General features: G+C 62.4%; 16 protein-coding genes. 3 read left to right on the forward strand and 13 right to left on the reverse strand.

The genetic code is table 11. The features are described from left to right. The 3 genes from R4P64_RS23755 to R4P64_RS23765 are packed head-to-tail and all read left to right on the forward strand — an operon-like array spanning position 1 to position 3,667. On the forward strand, positions 1-1,164 hold the full coding sequence (locus R4P64_RS23755; protein ID WP_317822920.1) for an ABC transporter ATP-binding protein: 1,164 nt from the start codon (positions 1-3) through the stop codon (positions 1,162-1,164). Then, positions 1,164-2,882 (forward strand): ABC transporter permease, encoded by a 1,719-nt coding sequence (locus R4P64_RS23760; protein WP_317822921.1) that lies wholly within the window; start codon positions 1,164-1,166, stop codon positions 2,880-2,882. Before R4P64_RS23755 ends, R4P64_RS23760 begins: the two co-directional genes overlap by 1 nt. Positions 2,883-2,902: 20 nt before the next feature. Then, the gene (locus tag R4P64_RS23765; RefSeq protein WP_317822922.1) at positions 2,903-3,667 is read left to right on the forward strand and encodes an SDR family NAD(P)-dependent oxidoreductase; all 765 of its coding nucleotides are present in this window, start codon (positions 2,903-2,905) and stop codon (positions 3,665-3,667) included. A 27-nt stretch (positions 3,668-3,694) separates the two neighbouring features. On the opposite strand, the gene R4P64_RS23770 is transcribed toward R4P64_RS23765, so the two are convergent. The 13 genes from R4P64_RS23770 to R4P64_RS23830 all read right to left on the reverse strand — a co-directional run bounded on the left by R4P64_RS23770 (position 3,695) and on the right by R4P64_RS23830 (position 15,778). Next, the gene (locus R4P64_RS23770; protein ID WP_317822923.1) at positions 3,695-4,711 is read right to left on the reverse strand and encodes an MBL fold metallo-hydrolase; all 1,017 of its coding nucleotides are present in this window, start codon (positions 4,709-4,711) and stop codon (positions 3,695-3,697) included. After that, complete coding sequence (locus R4P64_RS23775) at positions 4,708-5,043, reverse strand: EthD family reductase (RefSeq protein ID WP_045064307.1); 336 nt, start codon at positions 5,041-5,043, stop codon at positions 4,708-4,710. The genes R4P64_RS23770 and R4P64_RS23775 overlap by 4 nt, the downstream gene beginning before the upstream one ends. Before the next feature lie 72 nt (positions 5,044-5,115). Continuing rightward, positions 5,116-5,739 carry a TetR/AcrR family transcriptional regulator gene (locus tag R4P64_RS23780; protein WP_045064306.1) on the reverse strand — a complete coding sequence of 208 codons (624 nt, stop codon included), beginning with the start codon at positions 5,737-5,739 and terminating at the stop codon, positions 5,116-5,118. Positions 5,740-5,780: 41 nt separating this feature from the next. Further along, positions 5,781-7,277 carry a class I adenylate-forming enzyme family protein gene (locus R4P64_RS23785; protein WP_411742706.1) on the reverse strand — a complete coding sequence of 499 codons (1,497 nt, stop codon included), beginning with the start codon at positions 7,275-7,277 and terminating at the stop codon, positions 5,781-5,783. A gap of 67 nt (positions 7,278-7,344) precedes the next feature. Further along, positions 7,345-8,406 (reverse strand): NAD(P)-dependent alcohol dehydrogenase, encoded by a 1,062-nt coding sequence (locus R4P64_RS23790; protein ID WP_315872786.1) that lies wholly within the window; start codon positions 8,404-8,406, stop codon positions 7,345-7,347. Next, positions 8,406-9,194 (reverse strand): SDR family NAD(P)-dependent oxidoreductase, encoded by a 789-nt coding sequence (locus R4P64_RS23795; RefSeq protein WP_021333770.1) that lies wholly within the window; start codon positions 9,192-9,194, stop codon positions 8,406-8,408. The genes R4P64_RS23790 and R4P64_RS23795 overlap by 1 nt, the downstream gene beginning before the upstream one ends. 31 nt (positions 9,195-9,225) lie before the next feature. Beyond that, complete coding sequence (locus tag R4P64_RS23800) at positions 9,226-9,984, reverse strand: SDR family NAD(P)-dependent oxidoreductase (RefSeq protein WP_070387101.1); 759 nt, start codon at positions 9,982-9,984, stop codon at positions 9,226-9,228. After that, a complete protein-coding gene (locus tag R4P64_RS23805; RefSeq protein WP_317822927.1) occupies positions 9,981-11,183 on the reverse strand; it encodes an acyl-CoA dehydrogenase family protein in 1,203 nt (400 codons plus the stop codon). The genes R4P64_RS23800 and R4P64_RS23805 overlap by 4 nt, the downstream gene beginning before the upstream one ends. A gap of 55 nt (positions 11,184-11,238) precedes the next feature. Then, positions 11,239-12,198, reverse strand: coding sequence for a phosphotransferase family protein (locus R4P64_RS23810; RefSeq protein ID WP_045064298.1), 960 nt, complete (start codon positions 12,196-12,198; stop codon positions 11,239-11,241). Further along, positions 12,195-13,388: an acyl-CoA dehydrogenase family protein gene (locus R4P64_RS23815; protein ID WP_031331688.1), complete on the reverse strand. Its 1,194-nt coding sequence runs from the start codon at positions 13,386-13,388 to the stop codon at positions 12,195-12,197. The genes R4P64_RS23810 and R4P64_RS23815 overlap by 4 nt, the downstream gene beginning before the upstream one ends. 43 nt (positions 13,389-13,431) lie before the next feature. Further along, on the reverse strand, positions 13,432-14,583 hold the full coding sequence (locus R4P64_RS23820; protein ID WP_045064296.1) for a thiolase family protein: 1,152 nt from the start codon (positions 14,581-14,583) through the stop codon (positions 13,432-13,434). Then, positions 14,580-14,957: a Zn-ribbon domain-containing OB-fold protein gene (locus R4P64_RS23825; protein WP_317822928.1), complete on the reverse strand. Its 378-nt coding sequence runs from the start codon at positions 14,955-14,957 to the stop codon at positions 14,580-14,582. The genes R4P64_RS23820 and R4P64_RS23825 overlap by 4 nt, the downstream gene beginning before the upstream one ends. Before the next feature lie 32 nt (positions 14,958-14,989). Next, positions 14,990-15,778 (reverse strand): enoyl-CoA hydratase/isomerase family protein, encoded by a 789-nt coding sequence (locus R4P64_RS23830; RefSeq protein ID WP_031331690.1) that lies wholly within the window; start codon positions 15,776-15,778, stop codon positions 14,990-14,992. Positions 15,779-15,879: the final 101 nt, after the last annotated feature.

Genomic DNA, 15,879 nt, shown 5'->3' on the forward strand with positions numbered 1-15,879 from the left:
ATGGCATCACAATTCGCAGTTACAGGTCTCACGAAGACCTACGGATCGAACGTGGTGGTCGATCAACTCGATCTCGAAATCGAGCATGGCGAGTTCCTTGTCCTGCTCGGTCCGAGTGGTTGCGGCAAGACCACAACGCTGCGGTGCCTGGCAGGATTGGAAACCCCTCAGGGCGGCTCGATCTCGTTCGGCGGAAGGCAGGTATTCGACGCCTCCACCAAAGCCGATGTCCCCGCACACAAGCGGAACATCGGCATGGTGTTCCAGTCGTATGCGCTCTGGCCGCACATGACGGTCCGGGACAACATCCGATACCCGCTCAAGGTCCGCAAGCTCAAACAGGCCATCGCCGACGGTGCGGTGGAGAAGGCTGCCGAGATGGTCGATTGCGGCGCGCTGCTCGATCGGTACCCGTCGCAGCTCAGTGGTGGGCAGCAACAGCGAGTTGCTGTGGCCCGTGGCCTCGTTGCGCAACCGGATCTGGTCTTGTTCGACGAACCCCTGAGCAACTTGGACGCACGCCTTCGTGACCAGGTGCGCTCCCAGATCCATCAGCTGCATCAACGCCTCGGTTTCACCGCCGTTTTCGTCACGCACGATCAGACCGAGGCCTTCGCTCTTGCCGATCGGATCGCAATCATGAAGTCCGGCAAGATCGAACAGTACGACGCGCCGGAACACGTGTTCGAGAATCCGGTGTCCGAGTACGTCGCCGCTTTCATCGGCATGGGCAATCGACTGGAGCTCCGCCGCGGCCATGACGGCTGGATCACCAGCGCCCACGACATCATCGATCTCAGCAACGCCGTCATACGCGATCGGGCAGACGAAGGCAACGCCGCAGTGGCGCGCTTCCGCCCGGACGACGTGCAGATGCATGCCTCGATGGACGATGTTCCGACCGGAAACGTTGCATTGCATGCCGAACTGGTGACGTACGAGTACGCCGGCCGCTACTTCGACGTGTTGGTCAAGACCGGAACGGAAGAGCTGGCATTGCGTGCCAGTGCCGCCGAACACAGTGCCACACTGCGTGCCAGTGATCCGGGTACCCCCATGGTGATCAGCTTCTCTCCGTCCAGTCTTCGGGTATACGCCCATCCGGACGCCACCGCGGTGACTGTTCCCGAGCTGGTTGCACCAGGTGTAGGAGACCGATCCTGATGGCCACCGCAACCGCAACCGCAACCGCAACCGCCGGCGGATCCGTCAAGTCGTTCTCCATTTCACGGCAGTGGCAGGCACGCATCGGCTACGCGATTCTGATCGCCGTTCTTGCGTATCTCGTAGTGCTGCCGATGATTCGACTGCAGATGCTGGCATTCGAGGACGGCGGCGCGGGTTACCGTACGCAGTACGGACGCTACGATGTGGCCGAGGCCATTTGGACGACGATAGCGCTGGCATTCGGTTCGCTCGTGATTGCGATGGTCCTGGGTACCGTACTCGCCTTCGCGGCCAGTCGACTCCCGGAGAAGCTGGGTTGGCTTCGTATCGTCCCCATTCTCCCGATCGTCATGCCTGCTGTCGCGAACATCGTCGGCTGGGCTTTCCTGCTGTCGCCCGGTCCCGGTTACTTCAACGTGATTTTGCGAAAGCTTCCGTGGTGGAGTGGATCCGACACCGGACCCATCGACGTGTACACCGTTCCGTGGATCGTAATTCTCACAGGATTCGGCCTCACGTCGTTCGTCTACCTGTTCGTCAGCTCCGGCATGCAGAACATCAGTTCGGAACATCTCGAAGCCGCTCAGGTGAGCGGATCGTCGACGGTCGGAATCTTCTTCAAGATTGTTCTGCCGTTGCTGCGGCCTTCGCTGATCTACGGCGGCGGAATTGCGCTGCTGCTCGGTTTGGGGCAGTTCACGGGTCCGCTGCTGCTCGGACAGAATTCGGGGGTCAAGGTCCTGACCACGGAAATGTACCGCCGGGTGTCCGAGTCTCCTTCGGATTTCGCAGCCGCAGCAGCGGCCGGTTCACCACTGGTGATCTTCGGTTTGGTGCTCGTCCTGGTTCAGAAGGTCCTGTTGGGCAACCAAACTCGGTTTGTCACGCACGGAGGGAAGGCTTTTGCCTCGTCCACAGGTCGGGCCACCTGGGCGACGGCCACCGTGGTGATCTTCTCGATGTTCGCACTGGTCATTCCGCTGATCGGGCTGATCATCGTCTCGTTGACCCCGTACTGGTCCGGATCTCTGTCCTGGGGCCTACTGACCCTGGACAACTTCCGGGAACTGTGGTCGACCAATGCGATCACCGAATCGGTTGTCACCAGCGTACTTACATCGTTGGGTGCGGTTATCATCTGCATTCCGATCGGGTATGCGCTGGCCAACCTTCTGGTGCGAGGGCGACGCTTCAAGTTTCTGGCGCTGCTGGCCGATCTGATGACCGCCCTGCCCCTCGGCATCCCCGCAGTGATCTTCGGCGTCGGCTTCCTGCTGACGTACACCGAACCGCCGTTCATCCTGTACGGCACCCGCACGGTCATCATCCTGGTCTACATCGTTCTGATGTTGCCGTTCGCCACACGGATGCAGATGACAGCTATGCTCGCGCTCGGAAACACATACAACGAGGCTTCGGCCACCAGTGGCGCGTCCCCCTTCGTCACTACGCTGCGAATCATGTTGCCGCTCATGCGCCCGACGATTCTCAGTGCCGTCGCGTTGATGTTCATTCTCCTGACGCACGAGTTCGCTGCTTCGCTGCTGGTGCGCGCTTCCACCACTCAGGTTATGGGAACACTGCTGTTCGACATGTGGCAGAACGGTTCGTATCCGATGGTGGCGGCTATGGCGTTGCTGATGACCGCGGTGACCACGATCGGCGTTGCCATCGCCATGCTTGTCGGCGGTCGTAACGTCTTGAGCAAGCTGTGACAGAAAGAGAAGCTGAAACGATGTCGGTAGGCAATACGCGTTTGCACGAGAAGGTAGTACTGGTAACCGGAGCCACAGGCGGTATCGGCGTCGATATCGTCGGTCGACTCGCGGCCGAAGGTGCTTCGGTGATCGTCACCGACATCAGTGGTGACGCGTGCGCCGAACTGGTCGCGAAGCAGGATCAGCCCGATGGACATCAGGCGCTCGCTCTCGACATCGCTCGAGAAGAGCAATGGCAGAGCGTCATCGAGGCCGTCGCCGAGCGGTATTCGCGACTCGACGCCGTGGTGAACAACGGTGCAATCGGTAGTCTGGCTTCCGTTGTCGACGAAGACCTCGATCGGTACAACAAAGTCATCGAGGTCAGTCAGACCGGAACCTGGCTCGGCATGAAATATGCCGGGGCCTACATCGAAAGCACCGGTGGCGGTTCGGTCGTCAACATCTGCTCGATCCTCGGCACGGTCGGCGGGCTGGGTAACAGCTTCGCCTACGCGGCCGCCAAGGGGGCGGTCCGCACGATGACAAAGAACGCCGCATTGCATTGGGCTACAAAAGGTGTGCGCGTGAATTCGGTGCATCCTGGATTTATCGAGACCCAGCAACTGCTGCAGCGCTACGAGGGTAGTGAGCGGCATCAGGCAATGATTGCGAATACGCCGATGGGCCGACTCGGCACGGCCTCAGAAGTTGCTGCCGCCGTTGCTTTCCTGGCGGGCGACGACTCGACGTTCATCACCGGCACCGAGCTTTATGTCGACGGCGGTTGGACCTGCGCCTGAGACCCGCGACAAAGGGGGTGGATCTCTTCAGTTCGAACTGAAGAGATCCACCCCGTTCTTGTTCTGCACGGACAACTGCCCACGGTCGACGAGCACGTCGAGGTGGGCAAGCGTCTCGCACGTGGCTACCATCTGGTTGAACGTGTCGAGAGAATCGAAGCCGCGTTCGCGCCGGGTCCAGGTCAGCACCTGCGCCACTTGCAGACCTGAGGCCTCACCTAATTCGACTACCGCAGAAGCGGTCTGACCTAGCCGATGATCGTGGTGCGCCAACAACTCCCGGCACCGCGCGTGCAGACTGGCACCTGTGTCGCCGTGCGCCGGCATCATGATCCGGTCCCGGTCGTCGAGCATCATCTCCAGCGAGCGGAGGTACGCTCCGAGTGGCAGTTCCCAATCGCCGAGCTCGAATCCGATCGACGGCGTGATCGTCGGCAATACGTGGTCTCCGGTGAAAGAGACGTCGCGTTCGAGGTCATGAAAAACCATGTGCCCCTTGGTATGTCCGGGAGTGTGTACCGCGAAGAAACGATGGCCCGGAATATCGAGGGCGCCGGGGGAGAGCCAGTGATCGGGAGCCTCCCAGTCCGAGGGCTCGAACGGTTCGTCGACCGAGTCCCGGTAGACCTGCTCGGCGATTGTCACCGCGCCGGATCGGTGCAGCTGAAGAATTGAGCTCTCCGGAACATTGTTGCCCAGCTTGGTGATTGCGGCAATCCCGGGAGATTCGGCTGCGCCGAGGTGGATTCGCGAACCATGCCGTCGACGCAGCTCAACGGCAAACGTGTAGTGGTCACGGTGGACATGCGTGACATAGATATCGTGAATCTCCGCCGGGCTACGACCGATCAGCGCCAGGGCGTCGGACAGCTCGGCGTGCGTGCTGTTCCGATGCCAACCGCCGTCGACCAGCGCCAGTCCGTGCGTGGTCTCGAGCGCGTAGACGTTGATTGCACGCAGGCCGTCCTGCGGCATCTGCAATGGGATCCGGAAAACGCCGTCGGCGACGCGATAGCAACCGGGCCGGTCCCAAGAATCGGTCATTCTCCGCTGTCGACGAGCGGCACCATGGTCTTTTCGTCGCCGTACCACATCATCCGGCGGCCACCCATGGTGCCGACGTGATCAACGGCGGCCTGCCATTGTGGACTCGCCAGCGCGGCTTCGAGTGCCTCCCGCGATTCGAAACTCAAGACGGACAAGCCATCCCACCCCTCCGACTTGCTGCCGAAGGCTTCGAGCAATTCGGTGTGCTGCCATCGCAGCAGACCGGGAAGGGGATAGGTGACGTCCGCGTGTTCGCCGCGCCACCATGTGATGAACTGCTCATGGGTCCAGTCGGCGGGCCGGGATGCGACGAGAACGAGATTGTACATGTCAACTCCTAATTGAATTCACTTTGGTTTCGATGGGCAGGCCGAACGGCTACTCACCGCGCTCGGAGCGACCTACGCGCGCACCATCCGCAGAGCCGCATCGGTGACTCGCTCGGCGATCTCGGTCAGGCTGAGTTTGCCGTCCGGCCGGTACCAACGCCAAACACTGATCACGAGGGCCAAGACGAGTCGGCCCATCAAGCGAGGATCGGAATCGGCGAAGACGCCTTCCTTGATTCCGCTCGCGATCAGATCCGTCCACTGCTGCTCAATTTCTTGGACGAGTTCGCGTGACTTGAGACGCTCGGCTTCTTCGTTCGCGGACTGGCGCTCAGTGGCCAGGAGATCCATATGATTTTGCAGGATCCGACGCTGCAGCGCGTCGCGCGGCGAGGCTGCGAGCGAGGCCATCACGGCGGTACGCAACGCTTCCTCCGGCGGAGATACACCCTCGGTAGCGTCGACGAACCGCTCGAGCGAGTCGGCAAGCTCCAGCCGCATGATAGTGAGCAAGCAGTGTGCCTTGGACTCGAAATAGTGATAGAGCGCAGTCTGGCCGATACCGACCTCGTCTGCTATCGACGCCCATTTGGTGTGCTCGTATCCAACCTTGCCGAATTGATCGACGGCGACAGAAAGGATGAGCGTCCGCTTCGACCGCGGGCCTTCGCGGCGCGCCTGGGCATCTGTAGTCATAAAGGTCCTCTATGGTACGAAAACTGTTAGTTCGTCAAACCTTACCCGGCTTGAGGTGAATTCGGATCAGTTTGCGTGGCCAAACCGGACGCGATCCGCACCGCATCGAGCCGCGACAACTTTCCTACACGATTTTGTGGAAGGTCGTCGACGGAGAAGAGATACTCGGGCCACTTGAACTTCGGGAAGCCTTTTTCGCCGAGTTGAGCAGTCGCCTCCGCCAGCGTCAGCGGCGCACCACCCGTGACGACGAGGGCTGCCGCCCGCTCGCCCAGAAGGTCGTCCGGCACCGGCACCACGCAAACCTGAACCACTGCGGGCAACGACGCGATCGCAGATTCCATTTCGTTGATGTCGATATTGCGGCCGCCGCGGATGATGATTTGCTTCTGGCGTCCCATGACGCAGATCGATCCGTCTTCACCGACTTCGACCAGATCGCCCGTCGGCAGGAAGCCGTCCGCGGTGAGCTCGGGCAGTACCGGAGCACCGCCGCGCGCATAACCGACGAACAGTGACGGTCCCTTCACCTGGGCGTCACCGATCTGGCCTGGGGTGAGCAGCGCCCCGGCGGTGTCGACCGCCCGAACGACGGTGCCGGGGAACGGACGTCCGTCCCGCCCCAGTCGGACGTCCGGCGGATCGTCCAGACGTGGGGTCGTGTGGCCCAGGCATTCGGACATGCCGAATACTCGAAGGAAGGTGGTGCCCAGGACGGTTTCGGCGTTCCCGAGTGTGCGCTCGTTCATCGGACCGCCACCAACCGTCAGGGCGCGCATCGCCGAGAGCTTACCGTCAGCCCTTTCGGTAACCGAGAGCTGCAGGGCCATGGTCGGTACCAGCATCGTCCAGGCGACCCGGTGCTGCGCCATTGCCTCCAGTGCTACCGCAGGCGACCACTTGGCGATCGAAACCATCTGTCCACCAAGGAAAGCAGGCAGATACATCCCGAAACAGAAAGCTGCGACGGACGACAGCGGCACAAAAGCGCCGACCGCCTCACCCTGTTGCAATCCGACAGTATCGATGGTGCTCCGGCACGCGTAGCGGATTGCCTCCTCGGACTGGACGACACACTTCGGGCGACCGGTCGAACCGGAGGTCATCGCGATCGCGGTGCCGCCGCGCCAGCGCTCGACCGAGGCGAAAGCCTCCTGCCGAGACCGGAGCACTCGCGTTCCGAAAGCGGCTACCGAACCGGCAAACTGGTCGTCCTTGATGCCCCAGCGGGTCAGCGCGTCGGCATCGGCCACCACGAGATCCGGGTCGATGTCGTCGATCGCCATCTCGAACTCGGATTCGGTGGCGTGTGGACTGAAGACCGCCACTACGCCGCCGCGAAGTCCGATCGCGAGGGCGGTAGCCACCGTCTGCCACGTATTGTCGGCCTGAATGAGCGCAGTCGGCGCCCCGCCGTCGAGCGAAGCGATGGTATCGGCCAGCGAGCGAGCCGCCTCCACGATCGAACCGATTGTGTGAGAACCTAACTCGTCGATCACCGCAATCTCGGCCGGATTGCCTTCCGCCCGGGCGAGCATCTCCTGTGCCAGCAACTTCACTGCGGCGTCCCTCTTCCGTCTTCGAGTTCGATTGTGTGTTGGATGTTTACAGCGATGAAGGGGCTGTGGGAACCAGTACGGCGCGGCCGGACAGATCGCCTGAACGCAGGCGATCGTATGCCTCCAGTGCGCTGTCGAACGTGAACGTGGTCACCTCGGCATGCAGCTTTCCTGCACTGGCGAGTTCGACCACCTGACGCAGGTCCTCGATGGTGCCCCAGAACGGCGCCCGAACTTGCCAGCCGTTGACCAAACCAAGACTTTTGCCGACGGTCAGTTGCCCGCCTGCACTTCCCACGACGACGACCCGGCCGCCGGGAGCGAGAAGCGCCGGAGCGGGTTCGACCGTCGCCTGAGCCCCGACAAAGTCGAAGACCACGTCGGCACCGCCGAGGCTCGCCACAGCCTCTGTCGCTTCCGCGAGCGTCGCAAAACACGCGCGTGCTCCCGATTCGAGCGCGAGAGCGTGTGTCTGGGTTCTTGTCTCGACGGCGATGATGTCTGTGACGCCGAGAGAGCGCAGGATCTGCACCGCCAGATGGCCGAGACCACCGATTCCTATCACCAAAGCCACAGTGTCCGAGTCGATGAGGTCGCTGTTGGTCCGGATCGCATGATATGCGGTCAGGCCGGCGTCGGCGAGCGGAGCGGCCTGCTCGGGGCTCAGTGAACCGACGCGAACGAGAACCGCTTCCGAGGGCACCAGCAGGTATTCCGCCAGCCCGCCCGGATGGCCCAACCCGTTTCCGATCGGGCTGAGTCGGCCGTCCCCACGCGGGACTTTCTCCAAGCAGTAGTTCTCGCGCTCGCGCCGGCAATTGCGGCACCGGCCACATGGCCAAACACCATGAATGACAACATTTTCACCGATCCACGCGTGATCGGCCAGCGGTCCCGCACCGACGACGGTACCGGCAACCTCATGGCCGAGTGTGAGCGGCAACGGGTAATCGAAACGTCCGGCGGGCGAATCCATGACGTGCAGATCCGAGCGGCACAGACCAGCGGCGCCGACTTTGATCAACAGTTGCCCCTCAGCGGGCTCGGGTACGGGGATCTCACGCACCTGCGGAGGCTGACCCCACGCCGTCAGCTGGACTGCCAACATCAGCGCGCCGTCCAACCACCGTCGACAACCAGCGCCTGGCCGGTCATGTACGAGGAGGCATCCGAGGCCAGGAACAGCACTGCGCCGTTTATCTCACCTTCGACCCCGCCGCGGCCGAGCATGGTGTTCTTACGCACCCACCCCGCCGATTTGTCATTGCTGAACAGTCCGTCGGTCATCTCCGTATCGAACCACCCAGGCACGACGGAGTTCACGCGGATCCCCCTGCGTCCCCACTGACCGGCCAATTCCCGGGTCAAGCCGAGTGCTCCGGCCTTGGAGGCCGCATAGCTCGCGCCACCGATCGGGGCCGTGGACACCAGCCCGATCACCGAGGAGATGTTGATGTACGACGCGCGTTCGTTCTCCGGAAGTCGGGTCGAGGCGTAGGTCGCCAGGTGAAATCCGGATACCAGATTGAGCTCGAGTACCGAATTGAATCCCGCGATGGTTTCGTCCTCGGCGTTCGGCGGTCCCGGCATGCCGGCATTGTTGACGAGTACGTCCAGCCGTCCGGACTGTTCGTAACACCCGTCGATCAGGGCGCGCCGATCAGCGTCGTCAGTGATGTCGCAACGAACCGGAACAATTCCCGGTACCTCGGCTGCCAAGTCCTGCAGGCGGTCGAGCCGGCGGGCCGCGGCGTACACCGTGGCCCCGGCACTGGCCAGTGTGCGCGCAAACCCCATTCCGAGACCAGACGACGCACCCGTCACGATCGCTACCCGTCCGGCCAGTCCGAACATCTCGGTCAGCATCTGTCCACCTTCGAATCCATTGTCTGTCATGGCTTTACTGCGATATCAGGACATCGCAGCGTCAGTACACGGCGGTTCGGCCGCCGTCGACCGGGATGAGCGCGCCGGTCGTGTAGCCGGCGGCATCCGAGGCCAGGTGCGTCACCAGACCGGCGATCTCCTCCGGCCGGCCCAGTCGCCCGGCAGGCAGACGGTCCACGATCTTTCCGATGAACTCGTCGTCCCAGTTCTCGGCCATGTCGGTGGCGAAACCACCTGGCATCACACAGTTGACCCGCACCGTCGGTGCATACTCCTGAGCAAACGCCCGGGTGAGCGCATTGAGGCCGTTCTTGGCCGCAGCGTACATCGCTTCCGGCGGGCTCGGGCGCTCCGCACCGATACTGGAGATGTTGATGATCGAGCCGCCGCCGGCCGCCCGCATCCGGTCTCCCGCCACGGCCATCAGCCGGAAAGGTCCCTTGACGTTGACCTCGATAGTCTTGTCCCACAGTCCTTCCGAGACGGAGAGTAAGTTGTCGGCCAGCGGTGCGATGCCGGCATTGTTGACCACGATGTCGAGGCTGCCGAATTCGGCAATGATCTGGTCGACCGCGGGCTCGATACTGTCCCAGTGCCCGACGTGCAGAGCGAACGGGTGAGCGGTTCCCGGGCCGGTGTCACCGAGCGACGCCACCGCTTCGCGGCAGGACTCGAGCTTTCGGCTGGACACGATCACGGTCGCGCCCGCGTCCCGGAGTCCGCGCGCGATGGCCAGTCCCAAACCGCGACTCGCGCCGGTCACGAGCGCGACCTTACCGGTCAATTCTGGTGTACTCATTTGTGCTTCTTCACCTCGAGGCGGGCAATGGTGCGCAGATGAACCTCGCTGGGTCCGTCTGCAATCTGCAGGGCGCGGGTAATCGCATACAGCCGAGCCAGGATCGTGTCGTTGCTGACTCCGGCGGCGCCGTAGGTCTGCACCGCGCGGTCGACAACCTTGTGCGCAACTTCCATTGCTGCCACCTTGATGGCGGCCACTTCCGAGCGCGCAGACGCGTTGCCCTGGGTATCCATCAACCAAGCCGACTTGAGTACGAGCAACCTGATTTGGTCGATCTCGATGCGGCTGCGGGCAATCCATTCACGCACTACGCCGCGGTCGGCAAGGGGGCCTCCGAACGCTTCCCTTTCGAGCGCGCGCTTACACATCATGTCCAGTGCCCGTTCTGCCATACCGACTGCGCGCATCGCGTAGTGCATCCGGCCGGGGCCCAGGCGTCCCTGTGCGATGGCGAATCCGTCGCCCTCGGCGCCGAGTATGTTTGCAGCCGGTACCCGAACATCGGTGAATTGAACTTCGCCGTGGCCGAGTCGGTCTTGGAAGCCGAACATCGGCAGGTCCCGAATGACCTCAACGCCGGGCGCGTCGGCCGGTACCAGGATCATGCTCTGCTGTCGGTAGGTCGGGCCTTCGGGATCCGACTTGCCCATGAAGATCATGAGCTTGCAGTCAGGATCGAGGATGCCGGAGGTGTACCACTTACGGCCGTTGAGCACGTATTCGTCACCGTCACGTTGGATAGTCGATCGAATGTTTGTCGCATCCGAACTTGCCACGGCCGGTTCGGTCATCGCAAAAGCCGAACGAATACTGCAGTCCAGCAACGGCTTCAACCACTGCGCCTTCTGTTCGTCGGTGCCGAACATGGCGAGGATCTCCATGTTTCCGGTATCGGGAGCCGAGCAGTTGATCGTCTCGTTACCGATGATGGAGCGGCCGACGATCTCAGCCAGCGGAGCGTATTCGAGATTGGTGAGCCCGGCACCGAGTCCGTCGTGCGTCATGAACAGATTCCACAGACCCAATTCGCGTGCCTTCGCCTGCAGATCGCGCATGATCTGGGGCTGTTCGTGCGGGTTGTCGTTGGCAGCGACCTGGGCGTCGTACACCGATTCCGCCGGATAGACGTAATCGGCCATGAAAGATTCGAGCTTGCCGAGCAGTTCCTCGGTCCGCGGGGAATAGGCGAAATCCACGGTAGGTCTCCTTAGGTGATTATCAGCGACGCAAAAGACCAGCGGCCTAGAAGATCTAGGGACGCAGGAGAGCGGTACCGGTCTCGATCAACCGGTTGATGGTGTCGGGCAGCTTCTCCTGGTCCGGATCATGATGGCGACCCTCGCGGTGCCGACGCAGGTTGTGGCCCATGATCGCCGCCATCTTCAACCGGCCGAGTGCGTCGAACCAGTTGAGTTCGGGGAGGGCGGGACCCGCTCCGGTGTACAGCGCGACCAACTCTTCGGCGCTCGGCAGTCCGGTGACTTCCCGACCGACACCGGGGAAGTTCGAACCGTCGGCGAATACCAGGAACCAGCCCAATTCGACTCGTGGATCTCCGGCAGACCAGATTTCCCAGTCGATGAGTGCAACTGGCTCCAGTCCGTCGGAGATGATGTTGCCGAGACGGTAATCACCGTGCACCAGTGTGGGTTCGATAGGTTCGGGAATGTCGGAGCGCAACAGTTCCAACAGACGATCGGCGCCGACAACCAATTCCGGTGGCACTGCGCCCAGCGTCTTGGCCCAGCGCTCGAGCTCGTCTGCCGGTGTCAGGGGATCTGCGAGCCCTGCAATGGTGGCCAGGTCCACCTCATGCAGTCGCGGTAGGACTGCAGCGGCACGACGCATTCGATTGGCAGCGAGCACCGGATCGACGGCCGGGTCGTCGAGCACGGGCTCGAGTGACTCGCCTGCAACAAATTCCATGGCAAACCACGCTGGCTCGATCTCGTCGACGACAACTACGCGCGGCACCGGAACTTCGGTGCCGGCCAGCGCCTGCAGAATATGCGCCTGTCGCAGCATGTCGTGCCTGCCGATGGATCGCTGGCCTTCCGGCACCGCCTTGATCACCACGTCACCGGTCGAGGTGGTGGCGCGGTACGTCAGTCCGGAGTGTCCACCGAGTAGCGGCTGGAAGTCGGTTAACGTCGCGCCGCAGTCCGCCAGTAGTTTGGCGGCGACCCGTTCTTGCAGAGACGAACTGGTCACGGTCGCGGCTCCCTTGGTAGACCGAGCACGCGCTCGGAGATGATGTTGTGCTGAATCTCGTCGGTGCCGCCCGCAATTCGGTATCCGGGGGCGCCGAGTGCGTGTTCGGACCACGCGAACGTTCCCCATCGACCGGAATCGGCGGTAAGTTCACGGCCGAGCAGCAAACGGGCAACTTCAGACGTTCTGGCCATGGTGTCGGTAGCCAACAACTTTCCGAGTGAGGCTTCAGGACCCGGTTCGTTGCCGGCAAGCATCGCCCCGGCCACCCGCATATTGCTCACGCGCTGTAGATAGCTCCTGGCGACCAGGTCGGCCACCTTGTCCTTCTCGATTTCGGTCAGCTCGCGTTCGAGGTTCTGTGCGAGTGCAATTGCCTGATCTGCGTTGGCCAGACCCAGATTTCCGCCGTCCAGACGTTCGGCCGCCAGCACGGTAAGAGCAACCTGCCAACCCTTGCCGACCGGACCGAGTCGATACGTGTCTTCGAGTTCGACGCCGTCGAGGTACACCTCGTTGAACGAGCTGCCGCCGGTCATCTGCCGGATCGGGCGTATGGTCACGCCAGGTGCGTTCATCGGGACCAGGAACATGGTGAGCCCGGCATGTTTCGCGACGGTGGCGTCGGTACGGCACACCGCAACTCCGTAGTCCGCCACCAGCGCGCCGGAGGTCCATACCTTGTGCCCGTCGAGAGTCCACGTGCCGGCTTCGCTGCGCACCGCCTTGGTGCGGACGGCAGCCAGGTCCGATCCGGCCTCGGTCTCGGAGAACAGTTGGCAGGCAATGATGTCCGTGCGAAGCATCGCGCGCACGTAGCGTTCCTTCTGCTCGTCGGTGCCCCACTGCTCGATGGTCGGCGCGATCAATTGCTGTGTAACCGAGAACATCTCGGTCCGCCGCGGCACGTCGAACGATTCCTCAGCCCGGCGGAAAGCTAACACGTATGACAGCGGCAGGCTGCGACCGCCGCGTTCGGGCGGCCAACTCAGTGCTCCCCAGCCGGCATCGAACTTCGCCTGTTCGTAGCGCGAGATTTCGTCGGTGTGCTCGCGCTCTTGCTCGGCGGTCCAATTCTCGAATACCGCCACCGAATCCGAACCAACGCCCCACACCGATTCGGTGCGAGGTGCGGCGACGCCACGCAACCAGGCGATGGCTTCCTCGGTGAACGCGTCGAGACCTGGAATCGTTTGTGGTGTCACTGATCTGCCCTCAGTCGTCTTCGCAAACTCATACGGACAATACGGTGCAGGCACTGATGCCCGGTGCGCCGTATACGTGGGTGAACCCGATCCGGGGAGTACCGGGAACCTGACGGGCACCCGCCTCACCACGAAGTTGGGTGACTATCTCGTGCACCTGCCGCAGGCCCGACGCACCGATCGGCTCACCGTTGGCGATGCATCCACCGTCGGTGTTGATCGGAATGCGGCCGCCAATCTCTGTCTCGCCGGCCGCAATCATCGATTCCTGTTCGCCGGGTTCACAGAAGCCGCACTCGGCCATGTGCATAATTTCGGCACCGCTCTCGGTGTCCTGCAGCTGAGCCACGTCGACTTCGCCGGGGGAGATGCCTGCCTGCTCGAAGGCTGCTCGCGCGGCGTCCGCACTGACACTGGTCGGTTCACCGTTACCTTGCACGGCCGGGCTGAAAACCTCGAAGGAGCCGAACCTTCGGGTGCGATGGGTGATTGCCCGAAGTGTGACCGCTCGCGCGGCAAGCGCTTTGGTTGCGCTCTCGCTGGCAACCACGATCGCGGCGGCGCCTTCTCCGGGTGAGCAGAACATGTAACGGGTGAGCGGGTCGTTGACCATGTCGGCTGTCGCGATGGTCTCGGCGGACATCGCCTCCCGGCGCCAGGCGTTCGGATTGAGAACGCCGTTTCGATAAGCCTTCTCGGCCACGCGGGCCAGGGTGTCGGCCGAGATGTTGTGCTGGCGCATATAGCGCGAGATCTTGGCTCCGAAGAATTGTGTGGTGACCATCAGACCGGCCTCGCCGTATCCGTCCGGCAGGCCCCATTCTTCCGGTCGAGGATCGAATGCCCCCCGTGGGTGCTTGTCGAAGCCGACCGCCAGTGCGATCTCGGCTGCACCCGAGCGAACTGCATTGACCGCCGAGAAGAGTGCGCTACCGCCGGTTGCGCAACCGTTCTTGACGTTGGTGAAAGGTATTCCGGTGAAACCGAGTTCGGCCACCAAGGTGTCGGCCAGCCCGGACCCGTCACTGCCGCCGAAGGCGACCTGGACGTCGGGCCATGAAAGTCCGGCATCATCGAGCGCAGCGCCGATCGCGGTGACGGCCATGGCACGCCCACTCACTCCCGGTTGCCGGCCGAACTTCGAGAGCCCGGCTCCGACGATCGAAATAGGCTGCGTCACTTGGTTTCTCCTCGCTTCGCGTCACGATCGACGGCGAACCGGGGCACCGGTGAGGTGGCGACCAACGTCACCGGTGCCTGATCCAGTCCGTCGAAGTCTTCACAGTCGATTATTGCCTCGACCTTGATTCCTTCAGGGAGTTCGATGTAACCGACCGCGAAAGGAGTGAACCCTCCGGCGGGCGGTACGTACGGCGGCGATTTCGGAGGAAAACGTTGAATCGTGTACGCCCACAGCACACCTCGGGTACTCAAATCGAGAGGTGCCGCCGTTGGCGTTGCGCACTTGCTGCACATGACGCCGGCCGGAAAGGCCACCGTGGCGCACACCGTGCACCGGCTGCCTTCGAGCACGATTGCTGTCTTCTCTGCCATGCCTATCCCTTCAGGTCTCGGGGTGAATCAGATCAGCGGCCGACCCACACCGGATCACGCTTCTCGAGGAATGCGGTGACGCCTTCCTTGCCGTCTTCCGACTGCAGTGCGTTGCCGACGGCCAAGTGCTCCATGACCATGAGCGACTGGATGTCGGCGTCGAGGCCCTTGTCGATGCACATCTTGGTGAGCTTCATCATGAACGGGCTCTTGTCGGTCAGAGTCGCGGCGAAGTCTGCCACGGTCTGATCGAGCTGATCGGCCGGTGCCGAAGCATTGATCAGGTCGAATGCAGCGGCCTCGGTGCCCGAGAGCAGCTTGCCGGTGAGCATGAGCTCCTTGGTCTTGCGAACCCCGATCATGCGGGGAAGGCGGTAGATCGGGCCGGCGCCACCGAAGAGTGCGCGACGGATGTGGAAGTCGCCGATCTTGGCGTCATCCGATGCGATCGCGAAGTCGCACGAAATCATCAGTTCGAAACCACCTGCGGTGACGTAGCCTTCGAGGACTGCGATCGAGGGTGTGTTCATCGAGTAGAGACGGTCGCAGACCTTGGCCGAGAGCACGGCGACGTCCATCGCTGTGGTGCTGCCGATGAAGTCGGAGAGCAGCTCGTCCAGGTCGAAACCTGAGCAGAACGTGTTGTTGACGCCACGTAGCACCAGAACCTTGAGGTTCGGATCGTTGTCGACCTCGACAATGATCTCGTCGAGGCGGTGCAGCAGTTCAACAGTGACCGCGTTCTTCTTGTGCGGGCGGTTGAGCCAAACCCGCGCGATGTCTCCGTCTTTCTCCAACAGGATGTGGTCGGTCTCGATCATCATGAGCCTTTCGTGTGGATGTAAATTGAACTGGATTCACTTCAGTATGCAGATCGGGTGACGTCGCGTCAATACCCGGCGTCGGTGGCATTTTCCGAACA

The sequence above is a fragment of the Rhodococcus sp. IEGM 1366 genome, assembly GCF_033142425.1.
Taxonomy (GTDB): Bacteria; Actinomycetota; Actinomycetes; order Mycobacteriales; family Mycobacteriaceae; genus Rhodococcus_F; species Rhodococcus_F globerula.